This is a genomic window from Sorangiineae bacterium MSr11954 (assembly GCA_037157815.1).
Taxonomy (GTDB): domain Bacteria; phylum Myxococcota_A; class Polyangia; order Polyangiales; family Polyangiaceae; genus Pendulispora; species Pendulispora albinea.
The window spans coordinates 2,556,455-2,575,718 of sequence record CP089984.1 but is presented as its reverse complement, the minus strand read 5'-3'; the positions used below and the strand labels follow the sequence as shown (position 1 = coordinate 2,575,718).

The following is a 19,264-nucleotide window of genomic DNA, read 5'->3' as shown; positions in this document are numbered from 1 at the left end:
CAAGCGCCTCCCCGTCACCGTACCCAAACGATTGCGCAACTCCACCGCCATCAACGAGTCCAGACCAAGCTCTTGCAGCGGCCTCGTCTCCTCGATTCCTCCGCTCACCCCACCCAGCACGCGACCCACCTCTTCGCGCACCACCTCCATCACATACTTTCCCCGCTCCTCTTCCCCCATCCCCCTCACCCGCTCCGCAAATCCCTCCCCTTCTCCTCTCTCGCGCCACTCCGGCACCAACCCACGTAGCAACGGCTCGATTCGTTCCCCCTCCTTCGCCCGCCTCCTCACCTCCCTGACCTGCAGCTTCGCGGGCACCAACAGCGCCTCCTCTCGCCCGAGCGCCTCTTCGAAAAGCTCCAATCCTTCCTCTCGCCCCAACCCTCCCACTCCCCACCTCTCCATCCGCTCTTCGGCGCCCTCGCTCAACTGCGACCCCATCCCTTTCCCCACCGTCCACCTCCCCCACGCCAGCGATTGCCCCGACAACCCCTGCGACCTTCGGTGGTGCGCCAGCGCATCCAAAAATGCATTCGCCGCCGCGTAGTTGCTTTGTCCTGCCCCTCCAACCAACCCCGACACCGACGAGAACATCACGAACGCTTCCAGCCTCATTCCTCGGGTCAGCTCGTGAAGGTGCCACGCCCCATCCACCTTCCCTCGCATCACCCGCACGAGGCTCTCCTCCGTTTGCTTCTCCACGACCCCGTCTTCCAACACCCCCGCCGTGTGGATCACTCCATCCAACCCCCACTCTCCCTCGATCTCCTTCAACACCTCTTCCAATTGCGCTCGCTCGCCCACGTCGCACGCTTCCAGCCGCACCTCGGCGCCCGCCTTCTCCAACCGCGCCTTCAGCTCCTTCGCCCCCGGCGCATTCTCACCTTGCCGCGACAGCAGAATCACTCGCCCCACACCCCGCTTCACCACGAGCTCCGCGACCTCTCCTCCAAGCCCTCCCGTGCCTCCCGTTACCAAATACGTCCCACTCGGGCGGGCCACGCGCGCCGCGCTCGGGGACGCGGAGGGGCGCACCAGGCGCGGTACGTGCCACGTTCCGTGACGGAGAGCCCATTGGGATTCGCCGCGTACGAGGGCCGCCGGCCATTCGGTGACCGTGCTTTCGCCGTCGACGTCCACGAGCACGATGGGCCGCGTCGCGTGCTCCGTTTGCACCGAACGCAGAAGCCCCCACAGTGCGGCGTGCTCCAGATCGAGCACGTCCTCGCCTTCGCGGGTTGCGATTGCGCGGTGCGTGAGCACCACCAATCGTGTGTCCTTCAAGCGCTCGTCGGCCAGCCATGCGTGCAGAAATGCAAGGGCGCGGTACGAGCTGCGATGTGCGGCCGCAATCCGTTCGTCGGCGGGGCATCCACTGGCATGGGTGCCGCTCCAGGTGACGAGGATCGTATCGGGCACCGAACCGCCGCCGTCGAGGAACGTTTGCAGCGCGGCAAGATCGGAATACCGTTCCAAGCGTCGCGCGCGGAGGGAGGCCATCCAAGGTACTTCGCTCGCACCGAGGAGCGCGCAGCGGCCCATGGCGGCCGTGTGCCCATGGCCAACCTCCGGCCACGCCATCCACGCGACCGCGTGCAGATCGCGCGACGAGCCCAGTGCTGCGCGCAATCGCTCCTGCGATATCGGTCGGAGCAGCAGCTCCTGGACCGATGCCACCGGCGAACCCGAGGCGTCGGCCACCGCCAGCGACCAGGCGTTCTCCCCATCGGCGCCCGTACGGGGTGCGAGACGCACGCGCAAGCTCGACGCCCCCGCCGTGTGCATCGAAATACCCGACCATGCAAACGGAACCGCGACATGGGCGCCGGCGAGATCCGCCGAGGATGCGCCGGCGAGCGCGTGAAGAGCGGCATCGAGCAGCGCCGGGTGAAGTTGGTAATCGCCCATGTCCCCGACATCGAGCCGATGGCCGGCGGGCAATTGCACTTCCGCGAACATGTCACGGCCGCGGCTCCAGGCCGCACGCAGTCCCTGAAAACACGCACCGTAGCGGAAGCCCGAGGCCTGCAGGCGGCCGTGCAGCTCGTCGCGATCCAAGGGGACCGCGTCGGCGGGAGGCCATGTGCGGAGGTCGAACGACGCGGGTTTCCGAGCGCACCCGAGGCGCCCCGTCGCATGGCGGGTCCAGCGGCCGGCATCGCCGGGTTCCTCCGTGCGTGCATGAAATGCAAACGAGCGCTGGCCGGCGTCGTCGCGATCGCCCACGACGATTTGCACTTGAACGCCGCCCTTCGCCGGAAGGAGCAGGGGCGCGTCCAAGGTTAGCTCCTCCACGCCGTCGAGCCCGACCCGACGTGCAGCGGCAAGGGCCGATTCCAATAAGGCGGTGGCGGGCAAGAGGCACGAACCAAACAGGGTGTGGTCGGCGAGCCACGGGAGATCGTCGATGGAGAGCCGGCCCGTAAAAAAGAACCCATCCGCATCGGCAAGAGGCACCACCGTGCTCAGAAATGGATGCTCCGCAGGGGCAACACCGAGCGACCGTACGTCGGCGGTGCGTGCCTTGGGCGCGTCGAGCCAATAGCGTTCACGTTGGAAGGCATATGTCGGCAACGCGATCCGGCGCGCTCCGAGCGGCGCGAACAGCGACGACCAGTCCACGACTTGGCCGGTGACGTGCAGTTGGCACAATGTTTCGAATACCGTTTCCACCTCCGAACGGTCCGCGCGAAGCGCTGCCAAAAGCACGCTCTCCTCTGCGCCCCGCTCCGTCAGGTTCTCCGCCGCCATGGCCGAAAGCACGCCCCGCGGGCCCACCTCCACGTAGCGTGTGACACCCTCCGCCTCCAGCGCTTGCACCCCTTCGCCGAATCGAACCGGCTCCCGCACGTGGCGAACCCAATAGCCCGCGCTGCGCAGCTCCTCGTCGCTCGCGCGTTTTCCTGTCACGTTCGAGATCACCGCGGTTTGCGGCGCCCGATAATCGATTTTCGCCGCCTCGCGCTCGAACGCCTCCAAAACTTCATCCATATGCGACGAGTGAAACGCGTGGCTCACCTCCAGCCGCTTCGCCTTGCGTCCCGCTTTCGCGAACGCCTCCACCACCTCCTGCACGGCCGCCTCATCCCCCGAGATCACCGTCGCGCGCGGCCCATTCACCGCCGCGATCGACACCCCTACCCGGCCCCCCAGCCGCTCCTCCACCTCCCCCTCCGACGCTTGCAGCGACGCCATGGCTCCCTTTGCGCTCACCCCCTGCATCAAGCGCCCACGCGCCGCCACCAACCGGCACGCATCCTCCAAGCTCAACACACCCGCCACATGCGCCGCACCAAGCTCCCCCACCGAGTGCCCCATCACGACATCCGCCCGTATCCCCCACGACTCCAGCAACCGCACCAACGACACTTCCACCGCAAACAGCGCCGCCTGCGCATACTGCGTCTGCTCCAACCGCGACGCATTCCCCTCTTCGAAGATCACCTCCCGCAGCGACACCCTCAGCAACCCTTCAAAGCACGCACAAATCCGATCCAACGACCCCCGATACACCGGAAACGCCGCATACAACTCCCGCCCCATTCCCGAATAAACACTCCCCTGCCCCGTGAACAGAAATGCCAACTTCCCGTCCACCCTCGCGCGCCCTTTGGCGACCCTTGCGCCCTTGCGGTTTTCTCCCGTTCCCCATCCCCCCAAATCCTCCGGCTCCCCACCGGCCATCCCCGACAACCCCGCGCGATCGGGCGATTCTCTCCCGACCCCACCAGCAATCTCCGACAGCCCCAAAAGCGCCCCCGCGCGATCCCCCGCCACCACCGCCGCACGGTATTCGAACGGTGCTCGCGTCGTCGCCAGCGAATACCCCATATCCAACAGCGAGATCGTCTCGTTCCGTTGCACCGACGCGAGCAATCGCGCCGCTTGCTCCCGTAGCGCCCCCTCGCTCTTCCCCGACAACACCAGCGGCACCCTCGCGAGCCCCGCGGCCTCCGCGACGACCGCCATGTCCTCCACCGGCGCTTCCTCCAGAATCACGTGCGCATTCGTCCCACTGATTCCAAACGAGGAAATCCCCGCGCGCCGTTGCCGACCGAATCGCGCCCTCCACTCCTGCGCCTCCGTCAACAACCTCACCCCACCGCCCGACCAATCCACGTGCCTCGACGCCCGCTCCGCGTGCAAGCTCTTCGGCAGCTTCTCGTGCTGCATCGACAGCACCATCTTCATCACACCCGCAACCCCCGCCGCCGCCTGCGTATGGCCCAAGTTCGACTTGATGCTCCCAAGCCATAACCCCTCCTCCGCTTTCCGACCCTGCCCATACGTCGCCAGCAGCGCCTGCGCCTCGATCGGATCCCCCAACGTCGTCCCCGTCCCGTGACCCTCCACCACCTCCACGTCCCCCGCTCCCAACCCCGCATCTTCCAGCGCCTGCATAATCACGCGCTGCTGCGACGGCCCATTCGGCGCCGTCAGCCCTTGGCTTCGCCCGTCTTGGTTCACCGCGCTCCCGCGAATCACCGCCAGCACCGGGTGCCCGAGGCGTTTCGCCTCCGACAACCGCTCCAGCACCAGCATCCCCACCCCTTCGCTCCAACCCACTCCGTTTGCACCCTCCCCAAACGACCGGCATCGCCCATCCGGCGACAATCCACGCTGACGACTGAACTCGATGAAGGTCAGCGGCGTCGACATCACAGTCACCCCACCGGCCAGCGCCAACGTGCACTCCCCTTGCCGCAACGCCCGACACGCCAGGTGAATCGCTACCAGCGACGAGCTGCACGCCGTGTCGATCGTCATCGCGGGCCCTTCCAGCCCCAGCGTGTACGCGATACGCCCCGATGCGATGCTCGGTGCGCTCCCTATCCCAACATGACCTTCGTACCCCGCCGGCGCCGGTGCTAGACGCGCCCCGTAATCGCTGTACATCACCCCCACGAACACACCCGTCCGCGTCCCCTGCAAGGTCCGCGGGTCCATCCCGCCTCCCTCCAACGCCTCCCACGACGTCTCCAACAAGAGCCGCTGCTGCGGATCGATCGTCAACGCCTCCCGCGGGCTAATTCCGAAAAACCCCGCATCGAACTCCGCCGCCTCGTGCAAAAACCCGCCCCGTCGCGTCGTGCTCTTCCCCACCGCCTCCGCGTCCGGATCGTAGAGCCCCTCCACATCCCAGCCCCGATTCGCGGGAAACTCCGTGATCCCCTCGCCACCAGCCTCCAACAGCGCCCACAATCCCTCGGCGTCCCTCACCCCACCGGGATAGCGGCACGCCATCGATACAATCGCAATTGGCTCGTTCCCCGTGCTCTCCCATCTGCCCTCGCGCACTCCATCCGGCGCGATACCGACGTCCCCCACTAGCTCTCGCTGCAGGTATCGCGTCAGCGCCTGCGGGGTCGGATGGTCGAACAGCAAGGTCGCCGGCAAGCGCCTCCCCGTCACCGTACCCAAACGATTGCGCAACTCCACCGCCATCAACGAGTCCAGACCAAGCTCTTGCAGCGGCCTCGTCTCCTCGATTGCCTCGTGCGCCCGCGCCAGCACGCGACCCACTTCTTCGCGCACCAAATCCAAAATGTACTTCGCGCGCTGCTCGTCCCCCAGCCTTCTCACGCGCTCCGCAAATCGCGATCGCTCTTCGCGCTTGCTCTCCACGCGGCGCGCTGCGCCGATGCCCACGAGGTCGTGCAAGGTCGAGGGTAGCTCGTCCGCGCGCGCGCGCAGGCTCGCCCCATCGAGCCGGGCGGCAGCGAGGAGCGCGTCCCCGTGTCCGAGCGCCGCGTCGAAGAGGGAGAGCCCTTCGTCACGGGTCATCGGTGGAAACCCAAACCGACGCATGCGCGCGCGCTCCACGTCCGAGGCGCGCGCGGCCATGCCCTCCTCGGCCCAAGGCCCCCAAGCCAGGGAGAGCGCCGGCTGACCGAGCGCGCGGCGGTGATGCGACAGCGCATCGAGAAACCCGTTGGCTGCGCAATATGCAGCTTGTCCCGCGCTGCCGAGCACGCCCGCCAGCGACGAGAACAGCACGAACATTTCCAGCTCTCGGTCCAGCGTGAGCTCGTGCAGATGATGGGCCCCGTCCACCTTGGGCCGCAGAACGCGCGCGATGCGCGCCGCATCGAGCGATGCAAGGAGACCGTCGTCGCGCACGCCGGCCGCGTGGATCACGCCGCCCAGCGGGTGCTCCTGGGGGATGCGTTCGAGCACCTGCTTCAGCGCCGCCCGATCGCCAACGTCGCAGGCCGCGAACGTTACGCGGGCGCCCAGCCCTTCGAGCTCGCGTGCAAGGGGCCCGGCGCCCTCGGCGCGCTCACCTCCACGCGAGACGAGGAGGAGACGGCGAACACCAAAGTTCGAAACGAGATGCCGTGCGAAAAGTGCTCCGAGGGCCCCCGTTCCGCCCGTCACCAGAAACGTCTTTTCGGGCGAGAGAACGGGCTTCGGTCCCGCAGGTGCGCTCACCGCGCGCGCCAATCGCGGCACGTATACGGAGCCTCGTCGCAACGCGAGTTGAGGCTCCCCGGTCGCCAAAGCCGCCGGCAATGCGCTCAGCGACGTGGATGCATCGTCCACGTCGACCAAGATCACCGCGCGATCGGGGTGCTCCCATTGCGCCGCGCGAACCAACGGCCAAAGCGGTCCGTGCGCCCGATCGACGTTGGCGTCGCCGTCGGTCGCGCGGACGGCGCGTCGCGTGAGGATCACCAGCTGGCACGCGGAGAAATGCTCGGCGGCCAGCCAAGCGCGCAAGAGTGCGATGGCGCGAACGGTGACCTCGTGCACGGTCTCGGTCACGCGGCTCATGCCGGCTTCCGGCGCGAGGAACGGGAGGATCAGGACCTGCGGGCGAAGGGCGGTGGTATCGAGCGCGGCCCGGTCGGGAATGCACGCGAGCGCGCTCACCGCCGATCGCAAATCGGTCACCAGGGGATCGCCTTCGTCCGCCAGCACCGCCCAACGTTCGCGGGTGGGTGAGCTTCGTACGGGGAGGCGACGCCAATCGAGGCGATAGAGCGAGGCTCGACCGCCGGTTGCCGGCATCGGCCGCGTGCGCAGGCTATCGACCGAGGCGACCGGCTCACCGCGCGCGTCCGCCATTCGCAACGACAGCGCACCTTGGTTGTCGGCGAGCGTGCGTACGATTCGAACGCGCAGGCTGTCCGCTCCGGGAGCATGCACATCGGCCCGAGCCCATGAGAATGGAAGGCGCGCTTCCACCAGAGGATGCCCATCCGAGCCAAGAGCCGTCGCGTGGAGGGCTGCATCGAGCAGCGCCGGGTGGAGCGCGAAAGCTTGGGCGTCCGGGGTGAGGGTATCGGGAAGATGCACCTCGGCAAAGAGCTCGTCGCCGCGCTGCCATGCGGCCTGGAGGCTTCGAAAGGAAGGACCGTACACCAGCCCCATTTCGGCCAGGCGCTCGTGAAGCTCGGTCACATTCAGCGCGGTGGCCCCGCGGGGGGGCCAAATGTGAAAATCGAAGTCCGCGGCCCCGGGGCGGCGCGGGCCCAAGAGGCCGTTCGCGTGACGGACCCACGGAGCATCATCCGCGCCTTGGGGTCGCGCATGAATGGTCAGGCCGCGGAGGCCCGCTTCATCGGGACTGCCGACGAAGAGCTGCACCTGGACAGGCAACTTGGGAAACAGGGAAAGCGGCGTTTCCAAGGTCAGCTCTTCGACGCACCCCAGCCCGACCCGTCGCGCCGCGGCAAAAGCCATTTCGAGAAATGCCGTCCCCGGCAAAATCACCGTTCCGAATACCTCGTGCTCCGCAAGCCACGGTTGGCTCTCCAAGGACAGCAAGCCCGTGAGCACGTGGCCATCGGCGTCCGCCAGCGATACCGCGGCGCCAAGAAAGGGGTGCTGCGACGAGGTGAGGCCGACGGACGTCAAATCCGCGGTGCGCGGTTTGGCTATGTCGAGCCAGTGGCGCTGGCGCTGAAAGGCGTAGGTCGGCAGCTCCACGTGGCGCGCGCCCAGCGGTTCGTAGAAGGCGGCCCAATCCACCGATTGGCCATTTATATGCAAATTGCACAGAGCTTCCAGGAGCGTCTCCACCTCCGAGCGCTCCGGGCGAATGGTCGCCAAAAGCACGCTCTCCTCCGCACCCCGCTCCGTCAGGTTCTCCGCCGCCATCGCGGAAAGCACGCCCCGCGGCCCCACCTCCACGTAACGCGTGACCCCCTCCGCCTCCAGCGCTTGCACCCCCTCGCCGAATCGAACCGGCTCCCGCACGTGGCGAACCCAATAGCCCGCGCTGCGCAGCTCCTCGTCGCTCGCGCGTTTCCCGGTCACATTGGAAATCACCGGTATCTGAGGCCGCGAATAGTCAACTATCGCCGCCTCGCGCCCGAACGCCTCCAAAACTTCATCCATATGCGACGAGTGAAAGGCGTGGCTCACCTCCAGCCGCTTCGTCTTGCGCCCCGCTTTCTCGAACGCCTCCACCACCTCCTGCACCGCCGCCTCGTCCCCCGAGATCACCGTCGCACGCGGCCCATTCACCGCCGCAATCGACACCCCCGCACGGCCCCCCAGCCGCTCCTCCACCTCCCCCTCCGTCGCCTGCAGCGACGCCATGGCTCCCTTCGCGCTCACCCCCTGCATCAAGCGCCCCCGCGTCGCCACCAACCGGCACGCATCCTCCAAGCTCAGCACCCCCGCCACATGCGCCGCACCCAGCTCCCCCACCGAGTGCCCCATCACGACATCCGCTCGTATCCCCCACGACTCCAGCAGCCGCACCAACGACACTTCCACCGCAAACAGCGCCGCCTGCCCATACTGCGTTTGCTCCAATTGCGTCGCATTCCCCGCCTCGAAGATCACCTCCCGCAGCGACACCCCCAGCGCATCTTCGAAGCACGCACAAATCCGATCCAACGACCTCCGATACACCGGAAACGCCGCATACAACTCCCGCCCCATTCCCGAATACGCACTCCCCTGCCCGGTAAACAGAAATGCCAACTTCCCGTCTACCCTCGCGCGCCCTTTGGCGACCCTTGCGCCCTTGCGGTTTTCTCCCGTTCCCCATCCCCCCAAATCCTCCGGCTCCCCACCGGCCATCCCCGACAGCGCCAAAAGCGCCTCCGCACGCTCCCCCGCCACCACCGCCGCACGGTATTCGAACCTCGTCCGCGTCGTCGCCAGCGAATACCCCACATCCAACAGCGATATCGTTTCGTCCTTTTCCAAATACGCCCGCAACCGCTCCGCCTGTCCCCTCAGCGCCCCCTCGCTCTTCGCCGACAGCACCAGCGGAACCCTCCCCCACCCCGCCGCCCTCTCGCCTCCTTGCGCGACCGTCTCCCCCGCCTCTTCCAAAATCACATGCGCATTCGTGCCCGACAGCCCGAACGCCGACACCCCCGCTCGCCTCGCCACGCCCTCACCCCGCCGCGGCCACGGCCTCCGCGACTCCACCACCTCCACCCCAAGCTTCTCCCACTCCACATGCCGATTCCTCGGCCTCGTGTGCAACGTCGCCGGCAGCATTCCAGCTCGCATCGACGCCACCACCTTCACCACACCCGCCAGCCCCGCCGCCGACTCCAGATGACCGATATTCGTCTTCACCGCACCCAGCCACAGCCGGCCCGACTCCCCTCGACCTTCCCCGTACACCCCTCCCAACGCCTGCACCTCGATCGGATCCCCCAGCGTCGTCCCCGTCCCGTGGCACTCCACGCCATCCACCTCGTGGCCCTCCAGACCCGCATCCCGCAGCGCCGCCCTCAGAACCTTCTGCTGCGACGTCCCATTCGGCGCCGTAATCCCGCTGCTCGCCCCGTCGTGATTCACCGCGCTCCCCCGAACCACACCTAAAATCCGCCTCCCCGCCGCACGCGCCGCGCTCTCCCGCTCCAACACCAGAACCACCGCGCCCTCACCGCGGCCATAACCGTCGGCGCGATCCGAAAAGGTCTTCGAGCGACCATCGGGGGCCAGTGCCTTCGTTCGCGAGAGCAGCACGAAGGGCTCGGGCGCGAGCATCACCTTTGCCCCACCGACGATGGCCAGCTCGCATTCACCGCGCCGCAACGATTGGCACGCCAGGTGGAGCGCCACCAGGGACGACGAGCACGCCGTGTCCACCGAGAGGGCCGGTCCTTGCAGCCCGAACGTGAACGCCAGCCGGCCCGCGGCAAACGATGCGTGCGTTCCGGTGATCGCGTAGGGATGGTCGTCGCCCGCGTTCATTTGGAGGCGCTCGTAGTCGCTCGGCCCCACGCCGACGAACACCCCCGTCTTCGTCGCCTCGAGCGATGCGGGAAGCACGCCGGCGTGCTCCAGCGCCTCCCAGGTCAGCTCGAGCAGCAGACGGTGCTGAGGGTCGACGTGGTCGGCCTCGGCCGGACCCATTCCAAAAAAGGCCGCGTCGAATCCATCGACGCCGTCGAGGAAGGCGCCTTCGCGGACATAGCTCTTGTCGGGGGCGAGGTCGCCATCGGGATCGTAGACGTCGTCGATCGCGAAGCGGTCCGCGGGCACGTGGCCCACGGCGTCGATTCCCTGTTCGAGCACCCGCCAAAAGCCATCCAAATCGATGGCACCGCCCGGGAGACGCAACCCCACGCCGATGATGGCCACCGGCTCGCTCGAGGAGCCTTCGAGCTCGGCCATGCGATCGCGAAGACGCTTCAATTCCTGGAGCGAGCGGACCAGGGCCTCACGGAGCTTGCTTTGATTTCGATCGGACATGAGTTCAGCTCGTTCCCAAAAGAGCCTCGGCGGCCGCCACGAGATCGTCGTCGTCGAGGTCCTCCAAGGGAGGCCCCGCCACCTCCCGCGCAGCCGCCGCATCGCCACGGCCCGGCGAGGAGACGGCTTCGTCCGTGCCTTCGAAGGTCGCGAGCAGGAGCTTCGCCACCTCGTGGGCGGTCGGGTGATCGAAGGCCAAGGTGGCCGGCAATCGCAAGCCGGTCGCGCGCTCCAGGCGCTTGCGCAGCTCGATGGACATCAGCGAATCCAAGCCGAGTCGAAGCCAGCCCGTGCGGGGGTCCAGCGATGCAGGGTCCACGTGGCCCAAGACGGCGGCGGCCTCCGCCAGGACCAAGGCCACCAGGTGGGGGGTACGTCGTTGCTCCGGCAACGTTCGAAGGTGGGACGCGAGCGGCGGCTCGCGCCCGGGCGGCTCGGGTGCTTCGGCGGCGAGGGCGGCTCGGGCCTCGGGGATATCGCGCAGCAATGGACGCGGACGCGCCGCCGCGAACGATGGAGCGAAATGAGCCCAGTCGACGTCGGCCACCGTGAGGGTCGTCTCGTTGCGGTCGACGGCTTGCTCGAGGGCCAGGATGGCGCGATCGGTGGCCATGGGCACGAGGCCTCGCCGGAGGAGGTGATCGCGCTCCGCGTCGCCGGCGACCATGCCACCCTCCGCCCATGGTCCCCAGGCGACCGAGAGGACGCGCGCGCCCGCGCCGCCGCGTTGTTCGGCCAGGGCATCCAAAAACGCATTGGCCGCGCCGTAAGCACCTTGACCTGCGCTCCCCCACGTACCGGCGATGGAGGAGAAGAAGATGCGCGCATCGAGCTGGCGGCCGGCGAGGAGCTCGTCGAGGTGGCGCGCGCCGGAGACTTTGCCGGAGACGACCGCCTCGAGCTCGGACACGGTGGTCGCATCCAGCGATGCCCGTTGGGGCACGCCGGCCGCGTGGACGACGGCGCGCAGATCCTCGGCGTGCGCATCGAGCAAAGCACGTACGGCGCGACGATCGGCGAGATCGCACGCCAGGACCGTGATCCGTGCGCCGGCGGCGGCGAGCTCGCGCTCGAGCGCGGCCACGCCCGGTGCATTTCGGCCTCGTCGACCCACGAGGACGATGTGGGCTGCGCCTCTTCGCGCCAACCAGCGGGCCACGTGGGCGCCCAGAGCACCCGTGCCGCCGGTGACGAGCACCGTGCCCGTGGGTGTCCACCGGTTTGCGAGGGCGGAGGTAGCCTCGAGGGGGGCTCGCACCAGGCGCCGTCCAAAGGCCCGACCTTGCCGCCATGCGATCTGGTCCTCGTCGCAGCCGCCTTCGAGCATCGCCAGGATGCGTTCGATCGCGCCGGCGTCGGGCGGGGCGTCGAGATCGACGAGGCCTCCCCAGCGCTCGGGGTGCTCGAGGCCGACCACCCGACCCATCCCCCAAACCATGGCTTGCAGCGGGCGCTGAATGGGATCGGAAGGTCCCGTGGAGACGGCCCCTTGGGTCGAAGACCAAAGCGGCGCGCGGATGGCCGCGTCGCCCAACGCTTGCACCAAGGTCAAGGTGAGCGCGAGCCCCCGTGGAAGCGCGGGGTGCGATGCGGCGGGCGCCTCGTCGAGGGCGAGCAGCGAGAGCACGCCGCGCGGGGCCGGGTGCGCTGCGAGAGCTTCGCGAAGGCGCGCCGCGAGGTGAACGCGATCCATGTCGGCTTCGGAGACCGGAACGACGATCGCGTCGCCTCTCCACCATCGGCTCGCCGCATCCACGAGGTGCGAAGGAACGACGCATAGCCACGTCCCCGTTACGTGGGCCGTCGGGAGATCGGGGAGGGGCTTCCAGATCGCACGATACCGCCAGCCATCCAAGGTGCTCGGAGCCTGGGCCCTCGTTCGCCAGCTCGCGAGCGAGGGGAGCAACATCGCGAGCGCGTCCCGGTGCTCGCGCCGGTCGATGTGAAGTGTCTCCATCAGGGCATCCAGATCGCCACGGTCGATCGCATCCCAGAGCGGGTGATCGGGGGCGGCCGGTCGGGGTGGGGGCGCGTCCAGCCAGTAGCGCTGGCGTTGGAAGGCGTAGGTCGGCAGCTGCACACGGCGCGCGCCCAGCGGTTCGAAGAAGGCGCGCCAATCCACCGGTTGGCCGATCACATGCAGATTGCACACAATTTCGAGGACGGTCTCCACCTCGGGGCGCTCGCGGCGAAGGGCCGCCAGCACCACGCTCTCCTCCGCGCCCCGTTCCGTTAGGTTCTCGAGCGCCATCGCCGAAAGCACGCCCCGCGGGCCCACCTCCACGTAGCGCGTGACACCTTCCGCCTCCAGCGCTTGCACCCCCTCGCCGAATCGAACCGGTTCCCGCAGGTGGCGAACCCAATAGTCGGCGCTGCGCAGCTCCTCGTCGCTTGCGCGTTTCCCCGTCACGTTCGAGACCACTGCGGTTTGCGGCGCCCGATAATCGATTTTCGCCGCCTCGCGTCCGAACGCTTCCAAAACTTCATCCATATGCGACGAGTGAAACGCGTGGCTCACCTCCAGCCACTTCGTCTTGCGCCCCGCTTTCTCGAACGCCTCCACCACCTCCCGCACCGGCGCCTCGTCCCCCGAGATCACCGTCGCACGCGGCCCATTCACCGCCGCAATCGACACCCCTACCCGGCCCCCCAGCCGCTCCTCCACCTCCGCCTCCGTCGCCTGCAGCGACGCCATCGCCCCCTTCGCGCTCACCCCCTGCATCAAGCGCCCCCGCGCCGCCACCAGCCGGCACGCATCTTCCAAACTCAACACACCCGCCACATGCGCCGCACCCAGCTCCCCCACCGAGTGCCCCATCACGACATCCCCACGTATCCCCCACGATTCCAGCAACCGCACCAACGACACTTCCACCGCAAACAGCGCCGCCTGCGCATACTGCGTTTGCTCCAATTGCGTCGCATTCCCCTCTTCGAAGATCACCTCCCGCAGCGACACCCCCAGCGCATCTTCAAAGCACGCACAAATCCGATCCAACGACCTCCGATACACCGGAAACACCGCATACAACTCCCGCCCCATTCCCGAATACGCACTCCCCTGCCCGGTAAACAGAAATGCCAACTTCCCGTCCACCCTCACGCGCCCTTTGGCGACCCTTGCGCCCTTGCGGTTTCCTCCCGTTCCCCATCCCCCCAAATCCTCCGACTCCCCACCGGCCATCCCCGACAACCCCGCGCGATCGGGCGATTCTCTCCCGACCCCACCGGCGATCCCCGACAGCCCCAAAAGCGCCCCCGCACGGTCCCCCGCCACCACCGCCGCCCGATATTCGAACCTCGTCCGCGTCGTCGCCAGCGAATACCCCACATCCAACAGCGATATCGTTTCGTCCTCCTCCAAACGCGCGCGCAATCGCGAGGCTTGCTCCCGAAGCGCCGCCTCGCTCTTGGCCGACAGCACCAGCGGCACGCGCTCCGGCGACACAGGTTGCGCCCTGCGCACCTCCTCCGCCGGCGCTTCTTCGAGGATGACGTGCGCGTTCGTTCCGCTGATTCCAAAGGACGAAACCCCGGCGCGCCGCGTTCGAGCTTCCGCGCTGGCTCTCCACTCCCGCGCCTCGGTCAAGAGCCGCACCGCACCGCTCGACCAATCCACGTGGGTCGACGGGCTGTCCGCGTGCAGCGTCTTGGGCAGCCGCTGGTGCTGCATGGCCAGCACCATTTTCATCACGCCCGCGACCCCCGCCGCCGCCTGCGTGTGCCCCACGTTCGACTTGATGCTCCCAAGCCAAAGGGGCTCCCCCGCGGCACGTCCTTGGCCGTACGTCGCCAAGAGCGCCTGCGCCTCGATCGGATCGCCCAAGGTCGTCCCCGTACCGTGCCCCTCCACCACCTCCACCTCGCGGGCATCCAGCTTGGCGTTCTCCAGCGCTTCGCGAATCACGCGCTGTTGCGATGGGCCATTCGGCGCCGTCAGCCCTTGACTTCGCCCGTCCTGGTTCACCGCGCTGCCGCGCACCACGGCGAGCACGGGGTGGCCGAGGCGCCGTGCCTCGGAGAGGGGCTCCAGCAGCAGCATCCCGGCCCCTTCGCTCCAACCCACCCCGTTCGCCGCCTCGGAGAACGAGCGGCAGCGCCCATCGGGCGAAAGGGCCCTTTGCCGGCTGAACGCGATGAAGCTCTGGGGCGTCGCCATCACGGTCACCCCGCCCGCCAACGCCAAGCTGCACTCACCTCGTTTCAAGGCCTGGCAAGCCAGATGAAGGGCCACCAGCGACGAGCTGCATGCGGTATCGATGCTCACCGCCGGTCCCTCGAGCCCGAGGGTGTAGGCGATGCGGCCCGACGCGACGCTGCTCGCGCTGCCGGTGATGACATAACCCTCCACGTCCTCGGGGACGACGGAGAGGCGCGAGGCGTAGTCGCTCGACATGATGCCTACGAAGACGCCCGTCCGGCTCCCCTCGAGGGACGTCGCGTCGATGCCGGCGCGTTCGATCGCCTCCCATGCCGTCTCCAGGAGCAGCCGCTGCTGGGGATCGATCGTCGGCGCTTCGCGCGGCGAAATGCCGAAGAACGCGGGGTCGAAGAGGCCTTCGTCGTGGAGGAAGCTCCCTCCGCGTGTGTAGTATTTGCCTGCGGCGTCGGGATCGGGATCGTACAGGCCCTGGAGGTTCCACCCACGCCCTTCGGGAAAGCCGGCGACCGCGTCGACCTCGTCGATCAGGGCCTGCCATAGACCTTCGGGCGTGCACACCCCACCCGGAAAGCGACAGCTCATGGCCACGATGGCGATGGGATCGTCCGCGGCCTCCAGCTTCGCGGGCGCCGGCGCGGGTGCCATGTGGGGTTCGCGCGCGCCGTCGAGCTCCGCGCGAAGCCATCGGGTCAGAGCGGCCGGCGTGGGGTGATCGAAGAGCAAGGTGGCGGGCAAGCGCATGCCGACGGCGGCCCCGAGGCGGTTTCGCAGCTCGAGCGCGGTCAAGGAGTCGAGGCCGAGCTCGCGCAAGGGTCGGTCGCGCCCGGACGAATCCACACGGGCACCGCCGAGGGCGGCGGATGCCTCGGCGCACACCAGCGCGAGGAGCTCTCGCTCGCGCTCCTCGCCGGAGAGGTGCCTTATTCGTTGCTTGAGCAACTGTTTTGGGGTGTCCTTGCCGCGGCGTGGCCCCGCTTGGTCGAAGCGCGCCGGCGCCAACACCGGCTCGGTGCGGGTCCAGGCGGCGTCCAGGAGCCCGAGACCGTCCGCCGTGGAAAGCGGCTCGATCCCCAGCCGGGTCATGCGGGCGCGCGCGGCATCGTCCAGGCGTGCGCTCATGCCGCTCGGCGTCCGCCAGAGGCTCCATGCGAGCGAGAGCGCGGGCAACCCGCGGGCGCGCCGGTGGTGCGCGAGGGCATCGAGAAAGGCATTGGCCGCGGCATAGTTGCTTTGGCCCGCGCCGCCCACGACGCCCGCCAAAGACGAGAAGAGCACGAAGGCCGAGAGGGGCAGCTCGCGCGTGAGCTCGTGCAGGTGCCAAGCGCCGGCCACCTTCGGGCGAAAGACGCGCGCGAGGCGCTCCGGCGTCTGCGCGAGCAGCACGCCATCGTCGAGCACACCCGCCGCGTGGATGACGACGCGCAAAGGGTGCTCGGCTGGAATCGATGCGAGGAGCGCTTGGAGCTCGGCGCGGTCGGCGACGTCGCACGCCGCCACGGTGACCTGGGCGCCGGCCGCGCGCAGCTCCGACACGAGCGCTCCGGCGCCGGCCGCCTGCGGTCCCTGACGTGACGTCAGGAGCAAATGCCGTACGCCGTGCCGGGTCACCAGGTGCCGCGCCAGCTCCGCGCCGAGCGCGCCCGTCGCGCCGGTGATGAGCACCGTGGCGTCCGGCGAAAACGCGGGCTCCGAGGGTGCACGGGGGACGCGCGGCGCGCGCGTGAGCCGGGGCGCGTGCAAAACGCCGCGGCGCAGCGCGAGCTGCGGCTCGGACGAAGACAGCGCCGTCACCAGCGCGTGCGGGGTGAGATCGTCGGCGTCGAGGAGCGCGAGCGGGCGATCCGGATGCTCCGTCTGGGCGGAGCGAACGAGCCCCCAGAGGACGGCGCGCGCAGGGTAGGGCACGTCTTCGGCGGCGTCGACGGCCACCGCCCCGCGCGTGACCCACACGAGCCGGATCGCGGCGAGCCGCTCCTCCGCGAGCCAAGCGCGAAGAAATGCGAGCGCGTGCACGGCAACCGAAGACGCGGCGGAGACGACGTCCTCGCCCTCCCGTTGCGACCAAAAGACGGCCACCGCGTCCGGAAGCGGCGCGCCGGAGTCCACGGCGCGAAGGAGCGCGTCGAGATCCGTATGGTGCTCGAGCGGTAGTTCCCAAGTGGATGCGGTCGATGCGGTGGATGCGGTCGATGCGGTCGATGCGCCTCGCCATGCCTCGTCGTTCGCCCCGAGGAGCACCGCGCGCCGTGCGCCCGCGCGGTTCGCATCCGGCATCGGGATCGGGTGCCAATCCACGCAGTAAAGGTCCTGTTGCCCGGAGACGAGAGCATCTCGGAACTGCTGCGCGGTGGTGGGGCGCGTGAGCAGCGATGCGACCGATGCGACGGGCTCGCCGGCCATGTCGGCCATCGTCAGGGACGCGGCCCCGTCCGTCGGTCCGCGCGACAGGCGCACACGCAAGCTCGCCGCCCCCATCCCATGAATCACGACGTGCGACCACGAGAACGGAAGCGCCACGTGCCCGGCGCCCGGTCCGCCCGACGAAGGACCGTAGAGCGGCAGGGTGTAGCGCCCGAGACCGTGAAGGGCGGCGTCGAGCAGCGCAGGGTGCAGGGCGAACGAGCTGGCCTGCTCGGCCAATTCGTCCGGCAGACGAACCTCGACGAACAGCTCGCCCTCGCGCTGCCATGCTGCGCGCAGCCCCTGAAATTGCGGGCCATAGAGAAAGCCCGTGCCGGCGAAGTGATCGTACAGGCCGTCCAAGTCGAGCGGGATGGCCCCTCGCGGCGGCCATGTGCGGAGATCGAATGCGGGCGCCTCGCGCGAGGGCCCAACGACGCCGGTGGCGTGGCGGGTCCAACCGGTGCCGTCCTCCGCCCCTGTCGCTCGGGCGTGGAAGGTCAGCGGGCGACGGCCGCGATCGTCGCGGCGGCCCATCGTGATTTGAAGCTCGATGTCGCCTTCGGGTGGCAGCACCAACGGCGCTTCCAATGTGAGCTCCTCGATGGTCGAGAGCCCGACGTGGCGAGCCGCCGCCAGCGCGAGCTCCGCAAAGGCGGTGCCCGGCAAGAGGACGAGGCCGAAGACCGTGTGCCCGGCCAGCCAGGGATGGCTCTGAAGCGCTACGCGCCCGGTGAAGAGCAAGCCCTCGCTCTCGGCCAGCACCGTAACGGCACCGAGCATCGGGTGCGTCACCACGCTCCGTCCCGCGACCGCGGCGGGCGCATGTCGCGATGGAGGATCCAGCCAATAGCGTTCGCGCTGAAAGGCGTAGGTCGGCAGCGCCACGTGGCGCGCGCCCAGCGGTTCGTAGAAGGCGGCCCAATCTACGGATTGGCCATTTATATGCAAATTGCATAGAGCTTCCAGGAGCGTCTCCACCTCCGGGCGCTCCGGGCGAAGCGCCGCCAGCACGACGCTCTCCTCCGCCCCTCGCTCCGTTAGGTTCTCGAGCGCCATCGCCGAAAGCACGCCCCGCGGCCCCACCTCCACGTAGCGCGTGACGCCCTCCGCCTCCAGCGCTTGCACCCCTTCGCCGAATCGAACCGGCTCCCGCACGTGGCGAACCCAATAGCCCGCGCTGCGCAGCTCTTCGTCGCGCGCTCGCTTCCCGGTCACATTCGCGATCACCGCCGTTTGCGGCACCCGATAATCGATCTTCTCGGCCTCGCGTCCAAACGCATCCAAAACTTCATCCATATGCGACGAGTGAAACGCGTGGCTCACCTCCAGCCGCTTCGTCTTGCGCCCCGCTTTCGCGAACGCCTCCACCACCTCCTGCACCGCCGCCTCGTCCCCCGAGATCACCGTCGCGCGCGGCCCATTCACCGCCGCAATCGACACCCCCGCACGGCCCCCCAGCCGCTCCACCACCTCCGCCTCCGTCGCCTGCAGCGACGCCATGGCTCCCTTCGCGCTCACCCCCTGCATCAAGCGCCCCCGCGCCGCCACCAACCGGCACGCATCCTCCAAACTCAGCACCCCCGCCACGTGCGCCGCACCCAGCTCCCCCACCGAATGCCCCATCACGACATCCGCCCGTATCCCCCACGACTCCAGCAACCGCACCAACGACACTTCCACCGCAAACAGCGCCGCCTGCCCATACTGCGTTTGCTCCAATTGCGTCGCATTCCCCGCCTCGAAGATCACCTCCCGCAGCGACACCCCCAGCGACCCTTCAAAGCACACACAAATCCGATCCAACGACCTCCGATACGCCGGAAACGCCGCATACAACTCCCGCCCCATTCCCGAATACGCACTCCCCTGCCCGGTAAACAGAAATGCCAACTTCCCGTCCACCCTCGCGCGCCCTTTGGCGACCCTTGCGCCCTTGCGGTTTTCTCCCGTTCCCCATCCCCCCAAATGCTCCGGCTCCCCACCGCCCATCCCCGACAACCCCGCGTGCTCGGGCCATTCTCTCCCGAC

General features: G+C 68.4%; 1 protein-coding gene and 3 pseudogenes. All 4 read right to left on the bottom strand.

Features of this window, described 5'->3' with window-relative positions; all coding sequences use genetic code 11:
• Positions 1-6: 6 nt before the first annotated feature.
• Positions 7-8,895 (bottom strand): annotated as a pseudogene (locus LZC94_10300) (SDR family NAD(P)-dependent oxidoreductase).
• 109 nt (positions 8,896-9,004) lie between these two features.
• Positions 9,005-9,085, bottom strand: a pseudogene (locus tag LZC94_10295) (RNA-binding protein).
• 50 nt (positions 9,086-9,135) lie between these two features.
• A pseudogene (locus tag LZC94_10290) lies at positions 9,136-10,593 on the bottom strand (polyketide synthase).
• A gap of 82 nt (positions 10,594-10,675) precedes the next feature.
• Positions 10,676-19,084, bottom strand: coding sequence for an SDR family NAD(P)-dependent oxidoreductase (locus tag LZC94_10285; GenBank protein ID WXB20372.1), 8,409 nt, complete (start codon positions 19,082-19,084; stop codon positions 10,676-10,678).
• Between the last annotated feature and the right edge of the window lie 180 nt (positions 19,085-19,264).

What these genes read in the sequence shown, in the direction of transcription:
- LZC94_10285 (WXB20372.1), bottom strand. Translation starts at nt 19,084, where the DNA reads ATGGGGCGGGAGTTGTATGCGGCGTTTCCGGCGTATCGGAGGTCGTTG.